This is a genomic window from Agromyces badenianii, from assembly GCF_003070885.1.
In the GTDB taxonomy this organism is placed as follows: Bacteria; Actinomycetota; Actinomycetes; order Actinomycetales; family Microbacteriaceae; genus Agromyces; species Agromyces badenianii.
The window spans coordinates 306552-331419 of record NZ_CP028913.1 but is presented as its reverse complement, the minus strand read 5'-3'; the positions used below and the strand labels follow the sequence as shown (position 1 = coordinate 331419).

General features: G+C 70.4%; 24 protein-coding genes. 11 read left to right on the top strand and 13 right to left on the bottom strand.

Annotation, left to right across the window (positions count from 1 at the left end):
- The first annotated feature begins 39 nt into the window (after positions 1–39).
- Positions 40–1032: an o-succinylbenzoate synthase gene (locus DCE93_RS01555; RefSeq protein WP_108594343.1), complete on the top strand. Its 993-nt coding sequence runs from the start codon at positions 40–42 to the stop codon at positions 1030–1032.
- Here DCE93_RS01555 and DCE93_RS01550 read toward each other — a convergent pair.
- Positions 1022–1384, bottom strand: a complete 363-nt coding sequence (locus DCE93_RS01550; RefSeq protein WP_108594342.1) for a MerR family transcriptional regulator — start codon at positions 1382–1384, stop codon at positions 1022–1024. The two genes, DCE93_RS01555 and DCE93_RS01550, sit on opposite strands and share 11 nt — an antisense overlap.
- A gap of 69 nt (positions 1385–1453) precedes the next feature.
- Between DCE93_RS01550 and DCE93_RS01545 the strand changes: the two genes are divergently transcribed.
- Positions 1454–2674, top strand: coding sequence for an MFS transporter (locus tag DCE93_RS01545; RefSeq protein WP_108594341.1), 1221 nt, complete (start codon positions 1454–1456; stop codon positions 2672–2674).
- A gap of 79 nt (positions 2675–2753) precedes the next feature.
- On the opposite strand, the gene DCE93_RS01540 is transcribed toward DCE93_RS01545, so the two are convergent.
- The 7 genes from DCE93_RS01540 to DCE93_RS01510 form a co-directional block, all read right to left on the bottom strand.
- Positions 2754–2984 carry a hypothetical protein gene (locus DCE93_RS01540; protein WP_108594340.1) on the bottom strand — a complete coding sequence of 77 codons (231 nt, stop codon included), beginning with the start codon at positions 2982–2984 and terminating at the stop codon, positions 2754–2756.
- A gap of 137 nt (positions 2985–3121) precedes the next feature.
- A complete protein-coding gene (locus DCE93_RS01535) occupies positions 3122–5704 on the bottom strand; it encodes a LuxR family transcriptional regulator (protein WP_108594339.1) in 2583 nt (860 codons plus the stop codon).
- An 81-nt stretch (positions 5705–5785) separates the two neighbouring features.
- The gene (gene ccsB, locus DCE93_RS01530) at positions 5786–6733 is read right to left on the bottom strand and encodes a c-type cytochrome biogenesis protein CcsB (protein ID WP_108596511.1); all 948 of its coding nucleotides are present in this window, start codon (positions 6731–6733) and stop codon (positions 5786–5788) included.
- 57 nt (positions 6734–6790) lie between these two features.
- Entirely contained in the window at positions 6791–8539 is a 1749-nt protein-coding gene (gene resB / locus DCE93_RS01525) for a cytochrome c biogenesis protein ResB (RefSeq protein WP_108594338.1), read from the bottom strand.
- Positions 8523–9275 carry a cytochrome c biogenesis CcdA family protein gene (locus DCE93_RS01520; RefSeq protein ID WP_108594337.1) on the bottom strand — a complete coding sequence of 251 codons (753 nt, stop codon included), beginning with the start codon at positions 9273–9275 and terminating at the stop codon, positions 8523–8525. The genes resB and DCE93_RS01520 overlap by 17 nt, the downstream gene beginning before the upstream one ends.
- A gap of 3 nt (positions 9276–9278) precedes the next feature.
- On the bottom strand, positions 9279–9854 hold the full coding sequence (locus DCE93_RS01515; RefSeq protein WP_235825330.1) for a TlpA family protein disulfide reductase: 576 nt from the start codon (positions 9852–9854) through the stop codon (positions 9279–9281).
- A 17-nt stretch (positions 9855–9871) separates the two neighbouring features.
- On the bottom strand, positions 9872–10516 hold the full coding sequence (locus DCE93_RS01510) for a histidine phosphatase family protein (RefSeq protein ID WP_108594335.1): 645 nt from the start codon (positions 10514–10516) through the stop codon (positions 9872–9874).
- 89 nt (positions 10517–10605) lie between these two features.
- On the opposite strand from DCE93_RS01510, the gene aspS reads away from it, so the two are divergent.
- Positions 10606–11949 (top strand): aspartate--tRNA(Asn) ligase, encoded by a 1344-nt coding sequence (gene aspS, locus DCE93_RS01505; RefSeq protein WP_168186152.1) that lies wholly within the window; start codon positions 10606–10608, stop codon positions 11947–11949.
- 32 nt (positions 11950–11981) lie between these two features.
- On the top strand, positions 11982–12887 hold the full coding sequence (locus DCE93_RS01500) for a formylglycine-generating enzyme family protein (RefSeq protein WP_108596509.1): 906 nt from the start codon (positions 11982–11984) through the stop codon (positions 12885–12887).
- Between the two features lie 345 nt (positions 12888–13232).
- Here the strand turns inward: DCE93_RS01500 and DCE93_RS01495 are convergent, their stop codons facing one another.
- The 3 genes from DCE93_RS01495 to DCE93_RS01485 all read right to left on the bottom strand — a co-directional run bounded on the left by DCE93_RS01495 (position 13233) and on the right by DCE93_RS01485 (position 15307).
- Entirely contained in the window at positions 13233–14780 is a 1548-nt protein-coding gene (locus DCE93_RS01495) for an FAD-dependent oxidoreductase (RefSeq protein WP_108594334.1), read from the bottom strand.
- A 76-nt stretch (positions 14781–14856) separates the two neighbouring features.
- Positions 14857–15126 carry a glutaredoxin family protein gene (locus tag DCE93_RS01490; RefSeq protein WP_108594333.1) on the bottom strand — a complete coding sequence of 90 codons (270 nt, stop codon included), beginning with the start codon at positions 15124–15126 and terminating at the stop codon, positions 14857–14859.
- An 82-nt stretch (positions 15127–15208) separates the two neighbouring features.
- The gene (locus tag DCE93_RS01485) at positions 15209–15307 is read right to left on the bottom strand and encodes a 30S ribosomal protein bS22 (protein ID WP_003792170.1); all 99 of its coding nucleotides are present in this window, start codon (positions 15305–15307) and stop codon (positions 15209–15211) included.
- Between the two features lie 118 nt (positions 15308–15425).
- Here DCE93_RS01485 and DCE93_RS01480 point away from each other — a divergent pair, with 118 nt between their 5' ends.
- Together DCE93_RS01480 and DCE93_RS14735 are read left to right on the top strand one after the other, a co-directional pair.
- On the top strand, positions 15426–15935 hold the full coding sequence (locus DCE93_RS01480; RefSeq protein WP_108594332.1) for a GNAT family N-acetyltransferase: 510 nt from the start codon (positions 15426–15428) through the stop codon (positions 15933–15935).
- 231 nt (positions 15936–16166) lie between these two features.
- Positions 16167–19712 carry an efflux RND transporter permease subunit gene (locus DCE93_RS14735; RefSeq protein WP_108594331.1) on the top strand — a complete coding sequence of 1182 codons (3546 nt, stop codon included), beginning with the start codon at positions 16167–16169 and terminating at the stop codon, positions 19710–19712.
- A gap of 6 nt (positions 19713–19718) precedes the next feature.
- Here DCE93_RS14735 and DCE93_RS01470 read toward each other — a convergent pair whose 3' ends face one another.
- Positions 19719–20159 (bottom strand): ArsR/SmtB family transcription factor, encoded by a 441-nt coding sequence (locus DCE93_RS01470; RefSeq protein ID WP_108594330.1) that lies wholly within the window; start codon positions 20157–20159, stop codon positions 19719–19721.
- A gap of 71 nt (positions 20160–20230) precedes the next feature.
- On the opposite strand from DCE93_RS01470, the gene DCE93_RS01465 reads away from it, so the two are divergent.
- Positions 20231–21673, top strand: a complete 1443-nt coding sequence (locus DCE93_RS01465; protein ID WP_235825332.1) for a TrkH family potassium uptake protein — start codon at positions 20231–20233, stop codon at positions 21671–21673.
- On the top strand, positions 21666–22334 hold the full coding sequence (locus DCE93_RS01460) for a potassium channel family protein (RefSeq protein ID WP_108594328.1): 669 nt from the start codon (positions 21666–21668) through the stop codon (positions 22332–22334). The genes DCE93_RS01465 and DCE93_RS01460 overlap by 8 nt, the downstream gene beginning before the upstream one ends.
- A gap of 58 nt (positions 22335–22392) precedes the next feature.
- On the opposite strand, the gene DCE93_RS01455 is transcribed toward DCE93_RS01460, so the two are convergent.
- Positions 22393–22788: a hypothetical protein gene (locus tag DCE93_RS01455; protein ID WP_108594327.1), complete on the bottom strand. Its 396-nt coding sequence runs from the start codon at positions 22786–22788 to the stop codon at positions 22393–22395.
- Between the two features lie 129 nt (positions 22789–22917).
- Between DCE93_RS01455 and DCE93_RS01450 the strand changes: the two genes are divergently transcribed.
- From DCE93_RS01450 to kdpA, 3 genes are read left to right on the top strand one after another with little or no spacing between them, the layout of a single operon-like run.
- A complete protein-coding gene (locus DCE93_RS01450) occupies positions 22918–23109 on the top strand; it encodes a hypothetical protein (protein WP_108594326.1) in 192 nt (63 codons plus the stop codon).
- The gene (locus DCE93_RS01445) at positions 23106–23195 is read left to right on the top strand and encodes a potassium-transporting ATPase subunit F (RefSeq protein WP_022891167.1); all 90 of its coding nucleotides are present in this window, start codon (positions 23106–23108) and stop codon (positions 23193–23195) included. The genes DCE93_RS01450 and DCE93_RS01445 overlap by 4 nt, the downstream gene beginning before the upstream one ends.
- Positions 23195–24868, top strand: a complete 1674-nt coding sequence (kdpA, locus tag DCE93_RS01440) for a potassium-transporting ATPase subunit KdpA (RefSeq protein WP_108594325.1) — start codon at positions 23195–23197, stop codon at positions 24866–24868. The genes DCE93_RS01445 and kdpA overlap by 1 nt, the downstream gene beginning before the upstream one ends.

Here is a 24868-nt window from a genome sequence, read left to right as displayed (position 1 = left end):
TCCGCGGCGAGCGACGGGCAGGGGTGCGAGACTGGGCACATGCTGCCCGAGCCGAACGAACTGCTCGCCACCGCCCGAGTCGTGGCCCTCCCCCTCGTGACGCGGTTCCGCGGCATCGACGTGCGTGAGGCCGTGCTCTTCGAGGGGCCCGAGGGGTGGACCGAGTTCTCGCCCTTCGCCGAATACGACGACGACGAGGCATCCGCATGGCTCGAGGCGGCCATCGACTACGGCTGGACGACCCCGCCGCCCGCGCTGCGCGACCGCATCCCGGTCAATGCGACGGTGCCGGCGGTCGACCCCGACAGCGTCGCCGCCGTGCTCGCGCGCTTCCCCGGTTGCCGTACGGCGAAGGTCAAGGTCGCGAGCCCCGACCAGACGCTCGCCCAGGATGTCGCCCGCGTGCGCGCCGTGCGCGAGGCGCTCGGCCCAGAGGGCCGCATCCGCGTCGACGCCAACGCCGGCTGGAACGTCGACGAGGCCGAGCATGCGATCCACGCGCTCGCACCGTTCGACCTCGAATACGTCGAGCAGCCCTGCGCGAGCATCGCCGAGCTCGTCGAGATCCGCCGGCGCACGAAGTACATGGGCGTGCCGATCGCGGCGGATGAGAGCGTGCGCCGGGCCGACGACCCGCTCGCCGTGGCCGAGGCGGGCGCCGCCGACCTGCTCGTGATCAAGGCGCAGCCGCTCGGCGGCATCCACCGCGCACTCGAGCTCATCGGCCGCACCGGCCTGCCGGTGGTCGTCTCGAGCGCCCTCGACACGAGTGTCGGCATCGCGATGGGAGCGCAGCTCGCGGCATCCGTCACCTCGCTCGAGTTCGATTGCGGGCTCGGCACCGCATCGCTGCTGGCGGCGGATGTCACGCGGTCGCCGTTGCTGCCCGAGCAGGGGTCGATCCCGGTGGGCCGGGTGCTGCCCGACCCCGCGCTGCTCGATCGGTACGCCGCGTCGCCCGAGCGCACCGAGTGGTGGTTCGAGCGCCTCGTGCGCTGTCACGCGGTGCTCGCGGGCCGCGTCACCCCGTGACGGTGGCGCGCTCCAGGTAGCTCGAGATCGCGTCGCGGTTCTTCGTGAGGCATCCGATGCGCTGCTCGAGCTGGGCACGGCGTTCGGCGAGGGTCTCGGCGAGCTCGCGCTGGATGACGGGCGCCTCGACGACGGACGTGCTCGCGAGGCACGGCAGCATGTCGCGGATCACCGCGGTCGGGATGCCGGCCTCGATGAGCCCCCGCACCTGCGTGACCCGTTCGATCGCGGGTTCGGCGTAGTCGCGGTACCCGTTGTGCTCCCGCGTCGAGCTCACGAGGCCCTGCTCCTCGTAGTAGCGCAGCAGGCGCGTCGGCACACCCGTGCGCGCCGAGAGTTCACCGATTCGCATGCTGCCTCCTGTGAGTCGCCGTCCCTTGGCTTGACCTTCACACTAGTGTCAAGGTTCGACACTGTCGACATGGCCTCACCGATCACCGAGCAGTCCGCCCCGACCATCCCCGCAGCCGCCCGCCGAGCTCGCGCACGCCTCCCCCTGAACGGACTGCTCGCCCTCGCCGCCGTCGTGTTCACCGGGGTCGTCACCGAGATCCTCCCGGCCGGGCTGCTGCCGCAGATGAGTGCCGACCTCGGGGCATCCGAATCGCAGATCGGCCAGCTCGTGGCGATCTACGCGGTCACCACCGCGATCACCGTGATCCCGCTCACGGCGGTCACCCGCAACCTGCCGCGCAAGCCCCTGCTCGTCGCCCTCGTCATCGGCTTCGCCCTCGTCAACGGCATCACCGCGATCGCCGATTCCTACACCGTCATCCTCATCGCCCGCGTGTTCGGCGGCATGCTCGCCGGGCTGCTGTGGGCTATGGCAGCCGGCTACGCGATGCGCACCGTCGAACCCGAGCACGCCGGACGCGCGCTCTCGGTCGCGATGGTCGGCACCCCGCTCGCGTTCGCCTTCGGCCTGCCGATCGCGACCACCCTCGGTGCCGCGATCGGCTGGCGCGCGGCGTTCGGCGTCATCGCCGTGGTCGGCATCGGTCTCGCCGTCTGGGCCGCCGCGGCGCTCCCCTCGTTCGCGGGCGAGCGTTCCGGGCAGCGCCCCTCGCTGTCGTCGGTGCTCCGGCTGCCCGGCCTCGCCGCCGTGCTCGCCACGACCGCGTTCTTCGTGCTAGCCCACAACGTGCCATACACCTACGTCGCCCCGCTCACCGTCGCGTCCGGCATCGATCGCCACCTCGACCTGGCGCTGCTCGTCTTCGGGCTGTTCGCCGTCGCCGGCGTGATCGGCGCAGGAGCGCTCGTCGACCGGCGGCTGCGGTCGATGGTGCTCTTCGCGGCGACCGTGCTCGGCCTCGCGATGATCGCCATCGGACTCTTCGCCGACCAGCCCGTCGCGGTCTACCTCGCCCTCGCCGCGTGGGGCGTCGCCTACGGCAGCTCACCGACCCTGCTGCAGGCCGCCCCGGCCCGCATCGCGGGCGATGCGGCGGACGTCGCGCAGTCGATGGTCGTCGCCACCTGGAACGGCTCGATCGCCGCCGGCGCGTTCCTCGGCGGCCTCGCCCTCGACGCGATGGGCGTCGAGGTGCTGCCGTGGCTGGCCCTCGCGCTGCTCGTCGTCGCCGCGCTCATCGCCGCGACGGCATGCGCGGCCTTCCGGCCGGTGGGAGCCGAGGCCTGAGCTCGGCTCCCGCCCGGGTCACCAGAGGAGCAACGGCACGGGGAACGAGCGCGAGTCGCCGTATGCCTCGCCCGACCCGTCACATGAGGCGGGCGAAGGTGACCTCGCGGAACCGCTCCTCCCGCAGCCGGGCGGCCTCCTGGCGTCGCTCGTGCAGCGCGGCCAGCTCCTCGCGACTGTGACGCAGCTCGGCGCGGCGCGTCCGCGCGTCGCGGGAGAGCTCAGCGCGACGGGCGATCCACTCGATGAGCGTCGAGTGCCGGCGCTGGCCGACTGACGAAGCCCCGGATGCGATGAGTGCGGTGTTCATGATGATCCTTTGTCCGTGCGACCCGTCGGTTGCGGGCCGTGAGACCATCTCAGCTCGAAGCGCGCTCCGGATCATCGGCGACCGCTACCGAGATCACCGGGCGGGACTACCGAGATCACGCCGGCATAACGCGGAGGTCACGCGGAGGGCGGGCCGAGATCTCCGGCGGCGCGCACCGCGTCCTGACGCGACGACACCCCGAGCTTGGCGAGCACCGCGGCGACGTGACTGTCGACGGTGCGCACCGACACGACGAGCCGCTCGGCGATCTCGGCGTTCGTCAGACCGCCTGCGAGGAGCCGCAGCACGTCGACCTGCCGGTCGGTGAGCCCCTCGGGGTTGCGCCTGGTCGGGCTCGACGGCCCGCGCGGAATGCTCCGCGCGCCTCGTTCGCGAAGCCCAGCCCTGACGCGCCGGGCGAGCGGCACCGCGCCGATGCGGTCGAGGATCGCGAGCGCGTCGATGAGGTCGACGTCATCGGGGCTCTCGGCGAGCGCCGCGGCCTCGTGGTACGGCGCACCTGCGGTGTGCCACAGTTCGGCGGCCCGACGCCACTCGCCGCGGGCCTGCACGGCGAAGGGATGCGGGTCGTCGGCCGCCACGTCGACCTCGTCGCCGGCACGGCGCAAGAGATACGCCAGCTCGGCGCGCAGTGCGCGAGCCTCCCGGCGGTCGGCCTCGTCGAACTCGGGCCGAACGATCGCACGAGCCGCATCGAGGTCGCCGCTGAGCAGGGCGGCCTCCGCCCGCACGGCGGCGACCGGCGCGCGCCGCTGCAGCTCACCGAGCTCGTCGGCGAGACGTCGAGCCTCGTCGAGCGCCTCCTCCACTCCCCCGTCGCCCCGCCGCAGGTGCGCCGCACCTGCGACCGTCAGCGCGACGCAGCGAGCGTGCGGCGGCTCGGGCGGCGGCTCCACCACGGCGAGTGCGTCGTCCCAGCGAGCCCTGGCGAGGTCGAGCCGGGCCTGTTCCATGCGCTGGTAGACGACGAAGCCGATGAACTCCGACCGTTCGGTGAGCTCGATCGCGCGCACGAGGTGCTCCTCGGCGAGGTCGAGCCGGTACTCGTCGAGCAGCGCCCACACGAGATTGACGGAGGCGCGCGCGGCATCCTCGATGTCGTCGACCGACAGCGCAGCCTCTGCGGCTTCGAGGAGCTCGCCGATGCCCTCGTCGGCACCGCGGAACATGAGCGCGCTGCCGTGGTTGTTCAGGGCGTGCGAGAGCACCCGGCGATCTCCGGTCTCCCGCGCGATCGTGATCGCGCGACCGGCGAGGACGAGGGCCCGAGCTGAATCGTGCGCCAGCAGGGCGAGCTGCGCCTCGTTGCTGAGCGCCATCGCGAAGAGGCTCTCGTCGCCCGCGTCGGCGAGCACGGCGGATGCCTCGCGGGCGGCGGACTCGGCATCGGCACGGCGCCCGGCGAACCAGTGGAAGCGGGAGAGCCAGCGCAGGCTCGCCCCGAGTCGCCGCGCATCGCCGAGCTGCCTGCGATACTCGACGGCCCGGCGCTGGGCGGTCACGGCGTCGGGCGCCGACCCGATCGTGTACGCCTCGATCGCGAACTCCTCCAGCAGTTCGGCGAGCTCGGCCGGGCCGTACCGGTCGGCGTGGGCGAGCGCGGCATGGAAGTGCGCGGCCGATTGCCGGTGCGCACCCGATGCCGCGGCGTCGCGAGCGGCTCGCGGGGCCCACGCGACGACCGTGTCGATGTCTCCTGCGGCGAGGGCATGGTGCACGAGCCTCGACGGGTCGGCGACGCCCGAGGCGAGCAGCTCGCCGAGCACCCGGCGCTCGAGTTCGATGCGACGCGAGGCCGGCAGCGCGTCGACGATCGCCCGCCTAGTCAACTCGTGACGGAACCGCACGCCCTCGGGATGCACTTCGAGCAGGCCGCCTTCCTCCGCCGCGCGCAACGCGCCTTCGGATCCCGGAACCAGGGTCACGAGCAGTGCCCGGTCGACGGTCGACGGCACGACGGCGAGTTGCTCGACGTGATCCTGCGTCGACGGGTCGAGGCGCCGGAGCCGACCGGTCACCGCATCGACCACCGTCGGGGGCACTCCGGTCTCGTCGGCGGAGGCGACGAGTTCGCTGACGAAATAGGGATTGCCCTCGGTGGCCGCGAAGACCCGGTCGGCGTCGAGGCCGCTGCCGGCGGTCAGCGCGCCGACCGCGCCCGAGGAGAGACGGCGCGGCGCGATGCGATCGACCCGATCGCCGTGGCCGAGGTCGCCGAGCAGGCGGCCGAGCGGGTGGTCGCGGTCGAGCTCGTCGCGGTAGGTGAGAACGAGGAGGGCGGGGAGGGCGTCGATGCGGCGGGCGAGGAACCGCAGCGCGTCGAGCGTCGCCTCGTCGGCCCAGTGCACGTCCTCGACGATGAGCACCGTTCCCGAGGCATCCGAGAGCTCGTCTCGGAGGGCGTCGAGCACCGCCTCGCGGTCACCCGTTCGCAGTGCCGCGCCCAGCCGCGGCCCGACCTCCGCCGCGAGGTCGCGCAACGGCCCGAGCGGCCGCGGCGTCGACATCGCGTCGCAGGAGCCGAGGAGCACGCGCACACCGCCGGGTGGATCCGCGCGAAGCGCGTTCGCGAGGCTCGTCTTGCCGATGCCCGCTTCACCGTGGAGCAGCACCACGCGGCCGCGCCCGAGTGCGGCGTCGTACGCCGCGGAGCGCAGTTCGCCGAGTTCGCGATCCCGTTCGAGCAGGTCTCTGCCCATGGCTCGATCGTGCCCTCGGCGGGTCGACGACGCAAGCGGGCGAACCCCGAGTCGGCGGGCGAACCCCGGGTCAGCCGGCGATCAGAGACCCGAGTAGGCGTGCAGTCCCTTGAAGAAGAGGTTCACGACGGTGAAGTTGAACAGCACCGTCGAGAAGCCGATGATCGCGAGCCACGCGGAGCGGGAGCCCCGCCAGCCGCGCGTCGCGCGAGCATGGATGTAGCCGGCGTAGACCACCCAGATGATGAAGGTCCACACCTCCTTGGTGTCCCAGCCCCAGTAGCGGCCCCAGGCCTTCTCGGCCCAGATCGAACCGGCCATGAGCGTGAACGTCCAGAGGATGAAGCCGATGATGTTGATGCGGTAGGCGAGGTTCTCGAGCGTGACCGAGTCGGGAAGCGTCGCGAGGAACGTGAGCTTCGCCGCCTTCGCCGTCGCCGCGATCGACTCCCGGCGGGCCTGCATGAGCTGCACGACCGAGAGCGCGAAGCCGAGCGCGAACAGACCGACCGACGCGCTCGCGACGAACACGTGGATGACGAGCCACACCGACTGCAGTGCCGGCGGCAGCGGCACCGGGCTGACGTAGAAGTTCAGCGCCGCGACGCCGAGCAGCACGAGCACGAGGCCCGTGATGAAGGTGCCGAGGAAGCGCAGGTCGTGCTTGGAGACGACGAGCACGATGAGGAACACCGTGGTGATGATGAGGGTTCCGGTGAGGGCGAACTCGTACATGTTGGCCCACGGCACCCGCCCGGCGGCGAGGCCGCGCAGCACGTCGGCCGTGAGGTGCAGCAGCCACGCGAGCACGGTCATCGCGACGCCCACGCGCAGCGCCGGCGAACGACCGTAGGCGACGGATGCCGCGGGCTTCGCCGCGACCGCGGTGCGCGAGCCTCCCGTCGCACCCACGGCGACGGCCTCGTTCGCCTCGACGCGAGCCGAGGCATCCACTGCCGCGGTGGCGGCGGCGGATCGCTTCGCGAGGTCGATCGAGAACGCGATGAACGCGATGGCGTACACGACCATTGCCGAGTACACGCAGAGGATGGAGATCTCGTCGAGCGTCAACTGCACTGTTCTACCTTACGTCGAAGATTTCTCGGAGGAACCGGCGCCTTCGTCGGCCGCGGCCGGGCCGCCGTGCCGGTCGGCGAACGCGGTCACCGCGTCGTCGAGACCCGGGTCGTCGCCGCGCGCGAGCCCCGCGTACTCGAGCACGACGCGTCCGTCGGGCTTCGTCACGGCCTTGACCCACATGCGCCGTCGCGGCACGAACAGCGAGACGAGGAGCCCGCCGAGGATGAGCGCGGCGAAGGCGAGCACCCAGATCTGCGTCGGATCGTGGTGGACGTCGAAGCTCGCGAAGCGCGGCACGCTCTTCGCGTAGTCCCCGCCCTCGGCATCCGCGCTCCCGGTCTCGGGGGTCGCATCCTCGAAGGTCACGGTGCCGAGGCCGTTCGGCAGCTCGGCCGTCTCGCCCGGCATCAGCTCGATGGAGTCGACGCCGGTCTTGCCGCCCGTCAGCTGCTCCATGGTCGACGGGTCGAGCGTGTACACCGAGGTCGGCGTGCCCTCGTCGATGCCGAGGTCGCCCTCGTAGACGTTCAGCGTCAGCACCGGGAAGACCAGGTCGGGGTAGCTCGAGGTGTACGCGCCCGAGGTGAGCTCGCTCTGCGTCGGATAGAAGAAGCCCACCATGCCGAGCTGCTCGGGCAGGCCGTCGGGCACCTTCACGACGCCGATGGACGTGAGGTTCGCGTCCTGCGGCAGGAACGGCACCGAGTCGGTGAACACGACCTCGCCGTCGGCGTTCTTCACCGTGATCGTGGGCGCGTAGCCGTTGCCGAGCAGGTACACGTCGGTGCCGTGCGTGTAGAGCGGCTCGTTGACCTTGACGGTGCGCTCTTCGGGTTGACCGCCCTGCCCCTGCACGGTGACGTGCGCCGTGAAGTCGATGGGCTGGCCGATCGCCTCCTGATTGCGCGTCTCGTAGACGGCGTCGAGGCTCTCGAGCGAGAGCCGGTACGGCGTCAGCCGGGTGTCGTTGAAGAAGCGCCCCGGGTTGAACGAGTCGTAGGCGGCGAGGGTGTTCACGAAGGTCTGCCCCTCGACGATCACGCGCTGGCCCGAGAAGCCGAATCCGCCGCCGAAGCCGACCGCGATGAGCACGCCGAGCAGTGCCGTGTGGAAGACGAGGTTGCCGGTCTCGCGCAGATACCCGCGCTCGGCCGAGACCGAGGGTTCGCCGCGCAGTTCGTAGCGCTCGACGCGGTAGCCCGACTGGCGCAGCTGCTTCGCGGCGGCGTCGATCGCGGCATCCGCGGCCTCGCTGCTGCCGGCACCGGCCGAGTCGCCCGCGGGCAGCAGCTCGCGCTCGGTGTATCCCGCGAGCCTCGACAGGCGCGCCGGCGTGCGCGGCGGCCGAGCCCGCAGCGCCTCGAAGTGATGCTTCGTGCGCGGGATGATGCAGCCGATGAGCGAGACGAAGAGCAGCAGGTAGATCGCCGAGAACCACGCCGAGGCGTAGACGTCGAACATCTGGAAGCCGTCGAGGATCGGCGCGAGCGTCGGGTTGTCGCTGAAGTACTGGGTGACGCCGTTCGGGTCGCTCGAGCGCTGCGGCACGAGCGAACCGGGAACCGCGGCGATCGCGAGCAGCAGCAACAGCAGCAGCGCGGTGCGCATGCTCGTGAGCTGCCGCCAGGCGAAGCGCACCCAGCCCGTGAAGCCGAGCTTCGGCTGGGTGACGGATGCCTCGCCGGCATCCTGCTCGACCGAGTCGATGTGGTCGGCGGGCCGCGACGGCGCGCCCGGGTCAGATTGCGGGGACAAAACCCGTGATCACCGCCTGCAGTTCGTACATCCAGATGGACCATATTCCCGACACCATGAGCACGCCGATGAGGATCAGCAGCGCGCCGCCGGCGATGTTGATCGCACGGATGTGGCGGCGGAGGAAGGCGAGCGAGCCCGTCACCCAGCCGAAGCCGGCGGCGACGAGGAGGAACGGGATGCCGAGGCCGACGCAGTACGCGAGGCCGAGCAGCACACCCCGGCCGGCCGACGCGGAGTCGGCGCTGAGCGCGAGCACGACCGCGAGGGTCGGGCCGATGCACGGCGTCCAGCCGAGGCCGAACACGATGCCGAGCAGGGGCGCCCCCGCAAGCCCGGTCGCGGGCCGCCACGACGGCTTGATCGTGCGCTGCAGGAACGTGAACTGGCCGATGAAGACGAGCCCCATGATCACCAGCAGCACGCCGGCGACGCGCACGATGAGATCGGAGTACAGCGCGAGCCACGCACCGGCGACGCCCGCGACCAGGTTGAAGGTGACGAAGACCACGGTGAAGCCGGTGATGAAGAGCAGCACGCCGAGCAGCAGCCGGCGGCGGTTGCTTCGCTCGGTGGCGGCATCTGCCGAGGCGTCCGTGAACCCGCCGAGGTACCCGAGGTAGCCCGGCACGAGCGGCAGCACGCACGGCGAGAGGAACGAGACGAGACCGGCGGCGACGGCGATGGGCATCGCCGCGAGCAACTGCCCGTTCAACACGATCTCGCCCGCGCCCATGCGCTACGCCTGCTCTGCGAGGAGGTCGTCGATGATCGTCTCGAGGATCGAGGCGTCTTTCAGCTGGCCGAGCACGCGTGCGGCCACCTTGCCCTGCTGGTCGAGCACGATGGTGGTGGGCACGGCGGCGGGCGGCACTCGGCCGGCGAACGCGAGCTGCGCCTCGCCGCTCGCGACGTCGAGCACCGACGGGTAGGTGATGCCGTAGTCCTGCTCGAATGGCGCAGCGGTGCCGGCCTGGTCGCGCACGTTCACGCCGACGAAGCTCACCTCGTCGGGGTCGACGGCCTCGTAGACCTCTTGCAGTATCGGCGCCTCGACCCGGCACGGCGCACAGCCCGCGTACCAGAAGTTGACGACCTGCACCTTGCCTGCGGCATCCGCCGAGTCGAAGCTCTCGCCCTCGACGGTCTCGCCCGAGAACTCGATCGGCTCGCCGCGCCCGTCGAGGTCGTACACCGTGATCGTGCCGTCGCCGGCGATGTAGTTCTTGCCGCTGCCCTCGCGGAACTGATCGGCGAGCGGGTCGCTCGTGCAGCCCGTCAACAGCAGGGCCGCTGCCACGACCACCGCGGTCATCGACCGACGCATCCTCATCACACTGCTCCTACATCGGTGGCCTCGGCCGCGAGCCCCGCCGCGGGGTCGACGTATCCGACCTCGACGAATCGATCGCCGCGACGCTCGAGCGTCGTGATGCTCGAGAGCCCGCAGCGGCGACGACGGGGATCGTGCGAGAGCGACAGGCGAGCGAGCCGCCGGTGCACCATCCAGATCGGCAGCTGGTGACTGACGATGACGACGTCGCCGACGTCGGTCTGCTGCCAGGCGTCGCCGATCGCGGCGAGCATGCGGTCGGCGATCGAGCGGAACGGCTCGCCCCAGCTGGGCTCCCACGGATTCACGAGCAGGGGCCAGCTGCGGATGTCGCGGAGCGCTCCGTCGGGGCCGCGCATGCGCCTGCCCTCGAAGCGGTTCTCAGGCTCGATCACCCGTTCGTCGAGCACCGGTTCGAGGTCGAATGCTGCGGCGATCGGCTCAGCCGACTGCTGCGTGCGCTGCAGCGGGGAGGAGATGAGCGCGCTCACGTGGCGGTCGCGCGCGACGAGGTCGTCTGCGGCGGCCTGCGCCATGCGACGACCGAGATCGGAGAGCCCGTAGCCGGGGAGTCGCCCGTAGAGCACGCCCTGGGGGTTGAACACCTCGCCATGGCGCACGAGATGGATCTGCTCGGCGGGCACGGTTTCCAGTCTAGAGAGCGAGACCCTTTGAATCCGCCGAGCGTTGATTCAGCCGAGCGGCGAAACCCCCGCGGGTAGGATGGTCGATCGTGAGTACACGCACCCTGGTCAAGACCCTCGCCGCCCTCCCCGACGGCCCCGTCACCGTCTCCGGATGGGTGGAGACCGTGCGCGATCAGAAGAAGGTGCAGTTCGTCATCCTTCGCGACGAGTCGGGTGCCGTGCAGCTCGTGAACCCCGCGACGCGAGAGGTCGAAGAGGGCGCGGATGCCGCGGCATCCGCTCGCCTCGCGACGACCGAGGCGATCTCGGCGCTCGCCCACGGCTCGTTCATCACCGTGACCGGTGAGCTGAAGCACGACGAGCGCGTGAAGCTCGGCGGCCTCGAGGTGAAGATCGCCTCGCTCGACGTCGTCACCGAGGCCAACCCCGAGACGCCCATCGCGGCCGACTCGAGCCTCGACAAGCGCATGGACTGGCGCTTCCTCGACCTGCGCCACCCCAAGCAGGCCCTCATCTTCCGCATCCAGACGACGTTCCTCCACGCGCTGCGCGGCGTGTGGGTCGAGAAGGGTCTCATCGAGATCCAGACCCCGAAGCTCATGGCCTCGGCGTCGGAGTCGCGCGCCGAGCTCTTCGAGGTCGAGTACTTCGAGGGCAAGGCGTACCTCGCGCAGAGCCCCCAGTTCTTCAAGCAGATGGCCCAGGCGGCCGGCTTCGGCGGCGTCTTCGAGGTCGGGCCCGCGTTCCGCGCCGACCCGTCGTTCACCTCGCGTCACGCGACCGAGTTCACCTCGATCGACACCGAGATCAGCTGGATCAACTCGCACGAAGACGTCATGGCCCTGCACGAGGAGCTCATGGTCGCGGGCTTCACCGCGGTGGTCGAGCGCCACGGTGCCGAGATCGCCGAGCTGTTCGGCATCGAGCTCCAGGTGCCGTCGCGGCCGTTCCCGCGCATCCCGCTCGCCGAGGCGAAGCAGATCGTCGCCGACCGCGGCTACGTGATCCCCCGCGCCGACGACGACATGGACCCCGAGGGCGAGCGTCAGATCTCGGCCTACGTCAAAGAGACGTTTGGCCACGACTTCGTCTTCCTCACCGACTACGCGGCGAGCATCCGGCCGTTCTACCACATGCGCCACGAGGGCGACGCGAGCCTCACGAACTCCTACGACCTCATCTACAACGGCGTCGAGATCTCGACGGGCGCCCAGCGCGAGCACCGCATCGACGTGCTCGTCGAGCAGGCTCGCGACAAGGGCATGGATCCCGAGGAGCTCGAGTTCTACCTCGACTTCTTCCGCTACGGCGTGCCGCCGCACGGCGGCTTCGGCATGGGCCTCGCTCGCGTGCTCATGCTGATGCTCGGCGAGTCGTCGATCCGCGAGACCACCTACCTGTTCCGCGGGCCGACGCGCCTGCTGCCGTAGCCATGACCGGCCGTCTCGACCAGCTCGCACCCATGATCCGGGTCGAGGGCGGCACGTTCCGCATGGGCTCGTCCGAGTTCTACGCCGACGAGACGCCCGTGCACGAGCGCACGGTCGCGTCGTTCCAGATCGACGTGCACCCGGTCACGAACGAGCAGTTCGCCGCGTTCGTCGAGGCGACGGGGTACGTCACGGTCGCCGAGCGGCCGCTCGACCCGGCGGACTTCCCGGGTGCCGACCCCGGCGACCTCGTGCCGGGCGGGCTCGTCTTCACGCCCACGTCGGGCCCCGTCGACCTGCGCGAGTGGCGGCAGTGGTGGCGCTGGGGTGCGGGCGCGAGCTGGCGGCATCCGTTCGGCCCCGAGGCGTCCGTCGACGCGCTCGCCGACCGCCCCGCTCACCCGGTCGTGCAGGTGAGCTTCGAGGATGCCTCGGCCTACGCCGAATGGGCCGGCAAGCGCCTGCCCACCGAGGCCGAGTTCGAGTTCGCCGCCCGCGGCGGGCTCGAGGGCGCGCGCTTCGCGTGGGGCGACGAGGAGTTCCCCGACGGCCGGCTCATGGTGAACCGGTGGCAGGGTTCGTTCCCGTACCGCAACACGGGTGCCGAGGGCTGGGTCGGCACCTCGCCCGTGATGACGTTCCCGGCCAACGGCTACGGCCTCTTCGACGTCACCGGCAACGTGTGGGAGTGGACCACCGACTTCTACACCGCCCGGCACACCCCGCCTGGCGTGGAGGCGGTCGACGCCGAACGGCGGCCGAACCTGCTCGCCGCAGCATCCGCCGAACCGGGCTCGCGCATTCCCCGCCGCGTGCTCAAGGGCGGCTCGCACCTGTGCTCCCCCGACTACTGCCTGCGCTACCGCCCCGCCGCCCGCTCACCGCAGTCCGACGACACGGCGACGTCGCACATCGGCTTCCGCTGCGCCCGCTCCTGAGTCGCGCCTGCCCTCGGACTGAGTAGCCGAAGCCACGCGCCTCGGCATCAGATGCCTGTTCCCTTCATTCGCGATGCCTGTTCGCGTCATTCGGCATGCCAGTTCCCCCTCATCGGCCGCAGCGCCGCCCCATCCTCGTATGCCAGTTCCCCCTCATCGGCCGACTATAGCGCCGCCCCATCGTTCGTATGCCAGTTCCCCTCATCGGCCGACTGCACCCCGCTTCGCCGCTCGCATGCCAGTTCCCCCTCATCATTGAGGCGGAACTGGCACACGTGAATCGCGGAAGCCGATATCCCGAGTCGCCCCGTCGTTGGCGACCGCTGGTACGTGGTCGCCCGACGATCAGAGCGGGCCGTCGGATCGCGCGGTCGAGCGCAGGTCTCGGGTCGCCGGCCCTTCGATGAGGCGACCGGATGCCTCGAAGCGCGAGCCGTGCAACGGGCAGTCCCAACTCGACTCGGCATCGTTCCATCGCAGCACGCCGCCGAGGTGCGTGCAGACGGCGCGAACCGCGCAGGTCTGCCCATCGACGGTCGACACCCCGACCGGCACTCCCCGGCGCGACGCCACGACGCCGTCGCCTTCGGCCGGCCGCGGCACGGGGGCGGAATCGGCTTCCGCCCGAACCCAGCCGGCGGCGAGCGCCGCCGCGACCTTCGCGTTCTCGGCGATCCCCCGGCCGAGGTCGGCGGGCACCGTCACCCGGGTGCCGAGCGTCCGGATCCACGGCCGGTGCTCGTGCCAGGGCTCGCCGAGGATCTCCGCCGAGATGCGGATCGCCGCGGCGACCCCGTTCGTGAGACCCCACTTGGCATAGCCGGTCGCGAAGCGGATGCGACCCCGCCCGCGGGGCATCCGGCCGGCGAACGGGATCTGGTTCAGTGATTCGTAGTCCTGCGCCGACCACCGGTGCGTGAGTTCCACGTCGGCGAAGTGCCGGCGGGTCCACGCGACGAGGTCGTCGACGAGTTCGGCGGTCGACTCCACGCGGCCCACCGGATGCCCGTTGCCGCCGACGAGGAGCTGCCGCGTCGTGGATTCCGGAGCGGGATCGGGAGCGGTGCGCACCGAGCGGCTCGGCCCGTCGACCGACAGGTAGAGCCCGGGAGGCGGCGGATCGCCGACGCGGAACGACGCCAGGTACGAGCGCGAAGCTCGGATCTTCGCGAAGGAGAGTCCGCGATCGAGGATCGGCGTGGCGGTCGCGATCACCACGTCGTCGGCCCGCAGGGAGCCCTGCTCGGTGTCGAGCACGACCGGGTCCGACGCGTGCACTCCCTGCACGCGCACCCCGGTCACGAGCACGCCGCCCTCGGCGACGAACGCGTCGGCGAGCTCGAGGGCGAGCCGGTACGGGTCGAGGGCGAGCTGCCGTTCGAGTGCCACCGCCCCGGCGAAGGGGAACGGCACCGGCATCCGCTCGACGACCTCGACGGGCAGGCCCGCCTCGCGGGCGACGTCGAACTCGGCGAGGACCGTCTTGAGCCCCGTGTCGGATTGCGCATAGCTGTAAGCCGTCTCGAGCTCGACCGGCAGGCTTCGTTCGTGCGCGAACTCGGCGATCCACGACTGACCGTCGAGGTTCGCCTGCACGTAGGCGCCGACGACCTTCGCCGAGTGGGAGCGCCGGATGCGCTGCAGTCTCGCGCCCTGCAGCACGCTGGCCTTGCCCGTGTTCGCGCCGGTGGCGAGCGCGGCGACCTTCGTCGCCTCGACGACCACGACCGAGCGGCCGGCGCGTTGCAGCATGAGCGCGGTGGACAACCCCGTGATGCCGGCACCGACGATCGCGACGTCGACCGGGCCGGCCGGAACGACTCGCTCGCCGGCCTCGATGATCGGCTCCTGATCTGCCGACACGGTCGCCGCAGCCGTCCAGAACGAGTTCATGCCGACAGTCAAGACCCGACGGCCTGCCGCGGCAATGGGCTTGACCGGTCACCGCCCGACCGATAGGCGCGCGGCGTCAGCCGCCGATCAGCGCCGTTTTCAGGCGTGCCGGGTCGATGCGCCAGTAGTTGTGCACGACGCCGTCGATGAGCAGCACGGGGATCTCCTCGGCGTACCTGGCTCGCAGCTCCTCGTCGTCGAGGATGGAGACCTCGTCGAGGGCGATGCGCGGCGGAGCATCCGTCAGCGCGAGCTCGGCGAGCACGGCCTGCACGACCTCGCGCGCGTCATCGCAGAGGTGACAGCCGGGCTTGCCGATGAGCGTGAGTCGGATGTCGCGTGGCACGCCTCGATCGTACGCCGGTGCTCGGGCACAGCGAAAAGCGCCAGGCCGCAGGGCCTGACGCTCAGCCGGTAGTGCCGAAGGACTACTTCTTGTTGCGACGCTGGTGGCGCGTCTTGCGAAGCAGCTTGCGGTGCTTCTTCTTCGCCATGCGCTTGCGGCGCTTCTTGATGACGGAACCCATCAGAACCTCACAGAAAAGATCGAGTCGGTCGCGCGTGCCGCGGCCGTTGGCTAGAAAGCCTCGGAGTAGTCTAGCGGATCCGCGCGGTCCCCCTCGCCCGATGCGTTAGCGTCGAGGGATGCCACCCCGCGACATCGTCATCCGCACCACCGAGGAAGCCGACTGGCAGGCGGTGCGAGCACTGCGCCTCGAGATGCTGCGCGACACCCCGCTCGCCTACGGCGAGACGCTGTCGACGGCGCTCGACGCGGGCGAAACGGTGTGGCGAGCGCGAGCGGCACGCGGCACGACGCCCCGCCAGACCTCGATCGTCGCGATCGACGGCGAGCGCTGGATCGGGCAGATGGGCGGCTACATTCCGGATGCCGCGTCGGGCCCGCTGCTCGTCGGCGTCTACGTGGCACCCGACCATCGCGGCGACGCGGCGGGCATCTCACGGCTGCTGCTCGAGGCGGTCGAGGAGTGGGCGCGCGATTTCGGCTCGACCCTGCGGCTCGAGGTGCACGAAGACAATCCCCGCGCGATCCGGTTCTACGAGAAGCTCGGCTTCACCCGCACGGGTCGAAGCCGCGAGTACGAGCTCGAGCCCGGCGGTCTCGAGCTGGAGATGATCAAGCCGCTGCGCTGAGCCGGCACGCACGCTCGGCCGCGGCGCGCCTGCTTCGCGCTCACGATCCGGCCGGGTGAATCTCGTTCCCCTGGTACCGCGGTACCAGGGGCGTCCCCCTGCGGGACCACGTCGCCGAGCCCGGATATCAGGCCTGGCGTCGATCCGCCGGCGGCGGCGCGTGCCTAGCGTGGGCAGGAGGGCGCTCGCCCTGCATTCCCGCCACGGCAGCCCACGAGAGGCACCCGCCAGATGACCCTTCTGACCAAGCTGAGCCTTGCCAACCGCGTGATCGTCGGGCTGGTGACCATCGTGATCGTCGCGTTCGGCCTCTTCGCCACGGGCTCCCTCAAGCAAGAGCTCCTCCCCTCGGTGCAGCAGCCCGGCGCGGTCGTCGTCGCGACGTACCCCGGCGCGTCGCCCACCTCGGTCGAGCGCGAGCTCACGGCGCCCATCGAGCAGCTCGTGCGAAGCGTCGAGGGCGTCACGGGCATCACCTCGGATTCGAGGAACGGCAGCGCGAGCATCCAGGTGAAGTGGGACTTCGGCCTCGATTCCGAGCAGGTCGTGGCCGACATCCGCACCGCGATCGGCGCGGCCGAGAGCACGCTGCCCGCAGGCAGCACGAGCGAGGTCTACGCCGGCGGCAGCGACGACCTGCCGGTGATGTCGTTGGCCGTCGCCGCCGACACCGAGCCGGCCGACTTCGCGAAGCGGGTCGAATCCGTCGTGCTGCCCGCGCTCCGCGGCATCGAGGGCGTTCGCCAGGTGCAGCTCAGCGGGCAGCACGAGACGCAGCTCGTCATCACCATGCGGCCGGTCGATCTGGCCGCGAAGGGCGTCTCGGCCGAGGAGGTCGGCGCCGCGGTCGAGGCGAGCAGCGCCGTCGTCGCCGCCGGCACGAGCGTCAGTGACGGGCTCGCCCTCTCCATCGAGGTCGGGAGTCCGGTCGCCACCGTCGAGGAGCTGGCGGGGCTGCCCGTGCAGCACCGGGCCGGGCCGTTCCCGCTCTCTGCGGTCGCCGATGTCGAGCTCGCACCGGCGACGATGACCACCATCGCGCGCGCCGACGGACTCCCGTCGCTCAGCCTCTCCCTCCTGAAGAACCCCGACGCGAACGCCGTGCAGCTCGCGCACACGATCCGCGACGCACTGCCCGCGCTCGAGCGCGAGCTCGGCGACGGCGCATCGTTCACGATCGTCTTCGACCAGTCGCCGATGGTGGAGCAGTCGATTCACGACCTCTCAGTCGAGGGCGGCCTCGGCCTTCTGTTCGCGGTGCTCGTGATCCTCGTCTTCCTGCTCTCGCTCCGATCGACGATCATCACGGCGGTCTCGATCCCGCTGTCGCTGCTCATCGCCATGATCGGGCTGTGGATCGGCGACTACTCGCTGAACATCTTCACCCTCGCGGCGCTGACCGTCGCCGTCGGCCGCGTGGTCGACGACTCGATCGTCGTGATCGAGAATCTCAAGCGGCGCCACATCGGGGTGCCGATGACGACGGACTCCGCCCTCGCCGCCGTTCGCGAGGTCGCCGGGGCCGTGACGGCCTCCACGATCACGACGGTCGCCGTGTTCCTGCCGATCGCCTTCGTCGGCGGAACCACTGGCGAGCTGTTCCGCCCGTTCGCCGTGACCGTCACCATCGCGCTCCTCGCCTCCCTCGTGGTGTCGCTGACGATCGTGCCCGTGCTGGCGTACTGGTTCATGGGCGCACGCAGCCGTGCCGAGACATCGTCGGATGACCCGCAGACGAGGCCGCTCGCAGAAGCCCCCGCACCCGATTCGGAGCGGGCCGAGGAGGTCACCCGTCTGCAACGCGGCTACCTTCCGGTGCTCATGGCGGCGCTGCGGCATCCGCTCATCTCGCTCGGCGCGGCCGCCGTGATCTTCGCGGGCACGATCGTCGCCGGCGGCTTCCTCAAGATGGACTACCTTGGCGACCTCGGCGGCGGGGACACCCTCCAGGTGTCGCAGGAGCTGCCCGCCGGTTCGAGCCTCGAGACCACGAGTGATGCCGCCGCACGGGTCGAGAGCGTGCTCGCCGACACCCCAGGAGTCGCCTCGTACCTCACGACGATCGGCGATGGAAGCTCGTCGAGCACCGCATCGATCACCGTCACACTCGAGGACGATGCCGTGAGCGACGACGTCGCCGCATCGATCACCCGAGCGGTGAAGAACCGTGCCGACGTCGGCACGGTCGACATCGGCGAACCCGACGCCGGGTTCTCGGCGGGGGGCATCCAGGTCGCGGTGCGCGGAGACGACCCCGCGGCGCTCGCGACGGGTGCCGCCGCCGTCGAGGCGATGCTCGCCGAGCTTCCCGGCGTCGGCGCCGCCACGAGCGACCTCGCCGAGGAGCAGGCGATCCTGAAGGTCGACGTCGATCGAACGACCGCTGCGGGCTACGGCTTCACCCAGGAGCAGGTCGGCACCGCGATCTCCGACATGCTCCGTGGCACATCGCTCGGGTCCGTCGTGCTCGAGGGCACTACCCGCGAGATCGTCGTGCGCACCCAACGTGCCGGCACGACCCCGGCCGAGATCGCCGCCCTGCCGCTTCCCGTGAGCGCGCTGCAGCAGGCCGCAGCGCAGAAGGCCGCGTCTGACCGGCTGACGGCCGACCAGAGGGCGGCAGCGGAGCGGGCCAGAGCCGAGGCCCGCTCGCAGTCGACACGCCAGGAGTCCGAGCTGCGCACCGCGCGGGCCGAGGCCACCGCGGAGCTCGCTCGATCGATCGACCAGCTCGCCGCACTGTCATCGGCACCGCTCGAGGTGCCGACGGCCGAGCCGGCGACACCGGAGGAACAGGCGCTCGAACGCGCTGCGCTCGAACGCGCCGAGCAGCTCGCCGCACTCGAGGGTGCCGTCGCCCAGGCCCGTTCGGCGATCGCCTCGTTCGACGAGCAGCTCGTCGCGATGACGACGGCGAGGTCCGACGCGGCATCCCAGGAGGCTGAGAGCGAGCGTTTCACGCAGGCGCAGGAGGACCTCGCCGAGGTGCGGGCCGCCCCGATCCTCGTGCAGGACGTCGCCCGGGTCGTCGACGAGCTCGCCCCGGCGACGATCGTCCGCGTCGACGGCGTGCGCACCGTGACCGTCTCGGCCGAGCCCGCCGACGAGGATCTCGGAGCCGTCTCCGTCGCGATCCGCAACGGACTCGACGGCCTCGAACTGCCGACGGGCGTCTCGGCCGAACTCGGCGGCGTCGCGCAGGCCCAGGAGGAGTCGTTCGCGCAGCTCGGTCTCGCCATGCTCATGGCGATCGCGCTCGTCTACATCGTCATGGTCGCGACGTTCCGGAGTCTCGTGCAGCCGTTGATCCTGCTCGTGTCGGTGCCGTTCGCCGCGACGGGCGCCGTGGCCGGCCTGCTCGTCACCGGCACGCCGCTCGGAATCCCGGCGATGATCGGCCTGCTCATGCTGATCGGCATCGTGGTGACGAATGCGATCGTGCTCATCGACCTGATCAACGCGTTCCGGCTGCGGGGGGACTCCGTGCTCGACGCCGTCATCCACGGCTCGAGGCTGCGGCTGCGCCCCATCATCATGACGGCGTGCGCGACGGTGTTCGCACTGCTGCCCATGTCGCTCGGCCTCACCGGCGGCGGGGTGTTCATCTCGCAGTCGCTCGCGATCGTCGTGATCGGCGGGCTCGTCTCCTCGACGCTGCTGACGCTGCTGCTCGTGCCGGTGCTCTACTCGCTGCTCGAGCGCCGCGCGGAGCGACGGCACGAACGTCGAAACGAGCGGCGGCACGCGAAGAGCGCCGCGACTCCGGAGGCGGCGTGAGAACGGTCAGCGGCGCTTCTTCGGCCCGACCACCGCGGTGACCTGGTGGGCGGTCTGGGCGAAGGCCTTGCCGATGGCGGATGCGAACGCGAACTGGTCCTCGTTGAGTGGGGCCTCGTCGCGTGCGGCGACGCCCGCGAGGGTCGCGGCGTCGGCCGCGGCATCCGTCGACACGAACGGGATCAGCCAGTCTTCGAGGGTCTCGAGCGGGGTGCGGTCGAGCCGGTAGTAGCGGTGCTGGCCCTCTTCGCGCACCGCCACGAGACCGGACTCGCGCAAGACCTTCAGGTGCTTGGAGACCGTCGGCTGGCTCGCGCCGAGCGCGGTCACGATCTCGGACACGCTGATCTCGCCCCCCGACGATGGCACAGAGTTCTCGCGCTCGAGGAGCACGGCGAGGATGTCGCGCCGCGTCGAGTCCGCCACCACGTCGAAGATGTCCGCCATGCCCCAAGGCTAGTCATTCGCGGCGGGGAGTACCATGACAACGCGTTCGGTGACGGCACAGAGGGGGCTTGATGCGCGCACAGGCGATGGGCCGCCTCGGTCGAGTCGACCGCCGGTCATGGCTCGGCCGCGCGCGCGACGCGGTCGACGCGCTCGTGAAGCACTCGCCGTCGCGGTTCGCGATCCTCATCTTCGCCGCGCTGATCCTCGTGTTCACGGTGCTCTTCTCGCTGCCGATCGCGACCGCCGATCGGCAGATCACGCCGCTCCACGACGCCGTGTTCACGGCGGTGTCGGTCATCTGCGTCACCGGCCTCGCGACGGTCGACATGGCGACGCACTGGTCGCCGTTCGGCAACACCCTCGTCTTCATCGGCGTCAACATCGGCGGCGTCGGCGTGCTGACGCTCGCCTCTATCCTCGGCCTCGTCATCTCGCGGCGGCTGGGGCTCCGGGCCAAGCTCATCGCGGCGAGCGACTCGAACCCCTCGCGCATCCACGTCGGCCCGGTCTCCGAGCGGCAGGCCGTGCGCCTCGGCGAGGTCGGCGGGCTGCTCGCCACGGTCGCGATCAGCGCCCTCGTGATCGAGGTGACGATCGCGCTCGGCATGATCCCGAGCCTGCTCGCCGCGGGCTACGACGCGTGGCACTCGGTCTGGTACAGCTTCTACTACTCGGCGATGGCCTTCACGAACACGGGATTCAACCCGAATCCCGGCGGCCTCGAACCGCTCATCGGCGACTACTGGTTCCAGTCGCTGCTCATGCTCGGGGTCTTCCTCGGCAGCCTCGGCTTCCCCGTGATCTTCGCGCTGGCGCGGGCCTGGCGACATCCGCATCGCTGGAGCGTGCACGTCAAGCTCACCCTCACGACGACCACGATCCTCTTCGTGGCCGGCGCGGCGATGTTCCTGCTGCTCGAGTACGGCAACCCCAGGACCTACGGGCAGCTCGACGCCGGGCCGACGATCTTCCAGTCGTTCTTCATGTCGATGATGACGAGATCGGGCGGCTTCTCGACCATCAACATGCACGACCTCAACGGATCCAGCCTGCTGGTCTCCGACATGCTCATGTTCATCGGTGGCGGTTCGGCGTCGACGGCCGGCGGCATCAAGGTCACCACGCTCGCGGTGCTCTTCCTGGCCGCGTTCGCCGAGGCGAGAGGCGCGCCCTCGATGGAGGCGTTCGGCCGGCGCATCCCGCGCGACATGCTGCGACTGTCGGTCAGCGTCGTGCTCTGGGGCGCCACGATCGTGGCCGTGTCGTCGATCGCGATCCTGCAGATCACGAAGCAGCCGTTCGACTACGTGCTCTTCGACGTGATCTCGGCGTTCGCCACCTGCGGCCTGTCGACCGGCCTGACGGCCGAGCTGCCGCCAGGGGGCGTCTACGTCATGGCAGCCACGATGTTCATGGGCCGGGTTGGTACAGTGACACTCGCCGCCGCCCTGGCGGCGAGCCAGCGCCGGCAGTTGTTCAAGCGTCCCGAAGAGAGGCCCATCGTTGGTTGATCGAATCAGGCACGACGCCCCGGTGCTCGTGATCGGCCTCGGCAGGTTCGGTGCGGCCACCGCGGGCCAGCTCGACCGCCTCGGCCGCGAGGTGCTCGCCGTCGACGAGAACGAATCGCTCGTGCAGAAGTGGTCGGAGCGGGTCACCCACGCCGTCGTCGCCGATGCGAAGTCGATCGACGCGCTCAAGCAGATCGGCGCACAGGACTTCTCCATCGCGGTCTGCGCGGTGGGGTCGTCGATCGAGGCATCCGTGCTCATCACCGCGAACCTCGTCGACCTGAAGATCCCGCAGATCTGGGCGAAGGCGATCTCGGCCTCGCACGGCAAGATCCTGCAGCGCATCGGCGCGAACCACGTCATCTACCCCGAGCGCGAAGCCGGCGAGCGCACCGCGCACCTCGTGAGCGGGCGCATGCTCGACTTCATCGAGTTCGACGACGACTTCGCCCTCGTCAAGATGTACCCGCCGAAGCCGATCCGAGGCAAGAACCTCACCGAGTCGGGGGTGCGGTCGAAGTATCGCGTCACCGTCGTCGGCGTGAAGAGCCCCGGCAAGCCGTTCACGTATGCGACCGAGAACACCGTCGTCTCAAACCACGACCTCATCATCGTCTCGGGCACCGAGGGCGACATCGAGCGGTTCGCGGCGCTCGAATAACTGCGAGCGGATGCCGCGGGGCGGCCGCCGGTCGTGAACTGACGTTTCGGCGGTCTGGTCAGCCGACGAACATCAGCACGAGGCCGACGACGGTCGCGACGACGGCGATGCCGACGAGCACGATGCCGACGATGCCGACCACGCGACGCCCCGTGGGCGGTTCGTGGAGCCGCAGCCGCCGGGGTTCGCGCTGCTTGTAGTACGCGAGCTCCTCGTCGGGGTTCGTGACATGGGCCCGCTCGTCGGGGCTGAGCGCTCGGGAGTAGAACGCGCCGTCGGCGAACCACCGCACGACGCTCCCGCCATCACCGTCGACGACGACGGCCTCGGTTCGGAGCCACGGGCCGTCGACCACGCGGATGAGCAGGGCGATCAGCAGGCATCCGAGCCCTGAGGCCAGCGCAAACCACGCGATCACCTCGGCGATGACCGAGACGGTCGCGGCTGCATCCATGGGGCAAACGTACCGTCCCCGGCGGCGTCGTCGCGAAACGTCGCCCTCGAGTCGTCTCGACCTCCGATCACGCCAGCGGGTGCGCCGTGAGCGAGGCATTCGGATCGACGGGCGGCCCGTTAGGGATCCATGAGGATCGGCGCCGAGGCATCCGTTCGGGTATTGCATCGCAGGTGCAGCGAACTGCTGCCCGCTCGCCGCGCTCGCGGCCGCGGCATCTGTGAATCTGGAGTCTTCGTGCTCGACGTCGTCTACCTTCTCGGCATCATCGCCGTGTTCGTACTCGTCGGCCTCATCGCCAGGGGGGTCGAGAAGCTGTGATCTTCTTCGAACTCCTCGCCGCCGCGTTGGGTGTCGCCGCCGTGGTGTACCTCGTGTACGCCCTCGTCAAACCCGAGCGGTTCTGATGGAGGCGCTCTTCGCCATCATGCAGGCGGCCACCCTCGCCCTCATCCTCGCCCTGCTCTACCGCCCCCTCGGCGACTACATGGCGCGTCTCTACACGAGCGACCGCGACTGGAAGCTCGAACGCGGCCTCTACCGCCTCATCGGCGTCGACCCGCGCGCCGAGCAGTCGTGGCCGGCGTACCTCCGGGGCGTGCTCGCCTTCTCGGTCGTCGGCCTGCTGTTCGTGTACGTGCTGCAGCGGGCCCAGGCCGTGCTGCCGTTCTCGCTCGGCCTTCCCGCGGTGCCCGAGGGGCTGTCGTTCAACACCGCCGCGTCGTTCGTGGCGAACACGAACTGGCAGTCGTACTCCCCCGAACTCACCATGGGCTACACCGTGCAGCTCGCCGGCCTCGCGGTGCAGAACTTCGTCTCGGCCGCGGTCGGCATCGCCGTGGCGATCGCCCTGGTGCGCGGGTTCGCCCGCCGCGGCTCCGGCACGATCGGCAACTTCTGGGTCGACCTGTTCCGCGGCTCGTTCCGGCTGCTGCTGCCGCTCTCGGTGATCGGCGCGATCGTGCTCGTCATCGGGGGCGTCGTGCAGAACTTCAACGGCTTCACCGAGATCACGACGCTCGCCGGCGCCACGCAGAGCGTTCCGGGTGGCCCCGTCGCCTCGCAAGAGGCCATCAAGCTGCTCGGCACGAACGGCGGGGGGTTCTTCAACGTGAACTCCGCGCACCCGTTCGAGAATCCGACCGCGTGGACGAACCTCTTCCAGAACGTGCTCATGCTCGCGATCCCGTTCGCCCTGCCGCGCACCTTCGGCAGGATGGTGGGCTCGAACAAGCAGGGCTACGCGATCCTCGCGGTCATGGCGACGCTCTACCTCGTCTCGCTCGTGGCGCTCAGCGCGCTCGAAGCGGGCGGCGACGGCACCGCGCCCGAGCTCGCCGGCGGCGCGATGGAAGGCAAGGAGTCGCGCTTCGGCATCCTCGGCTCGACGCTCTTCGCCACCACCTCGACGCTCACCTCGACGGGTGCCGTGAACTCGATGCACGACTCGTTCACCGCCCTCGGCGGCATGATGCCGATGCTCAACATGATGCTCGGCGAGGTCGCGCCCGGCGGCGTCGGCTCGGGTCTCTACGGCATGCTCGTGCTCGCGGTCATCGCCGTGTTCATCGCGGGCCTGCTCGTCGGCCGCACGCCCGAGTACCTCGGCAAGAAGATCGGGCCGCGTGAGATCAAGCTCGCGAGCCTCTACATCCTCGTGACGCCGACGCTCGTGCTGGCCGGCACCGCCCTGAGCTTCGCGATCCCCGGAATCCGGGACGACGTCGAGGCGGTCTCGATCTGGAACCCCGGCATCCACGGCATGAGCGAGGTGCTCTACGCGTTCACGAGCGCGTCGAACAACAACGGCTCGGCCTTCGCCGGCCTCACCGCGAACACGCCGTGGTTCAACACCGCTCTCGGCGTCGCGATGCTGCTCGGCCGATTCATCCCGATCGTGCTGGTGCTGGCGCTCGCCGGCTCGCTCGCGGCGCAGGAGAGGGTTCCCGAGACCGCGGGCACCCTGCCCACCCACCGGCCGCAGTTCGTCGGCCTCCTCGTCGGCGTGACGGTCATCGTGACCGCGCTCACCTACTTCCCCGTTCTCACGCTGGGTCCCCTGGCGGAAGGGCTGAACTGA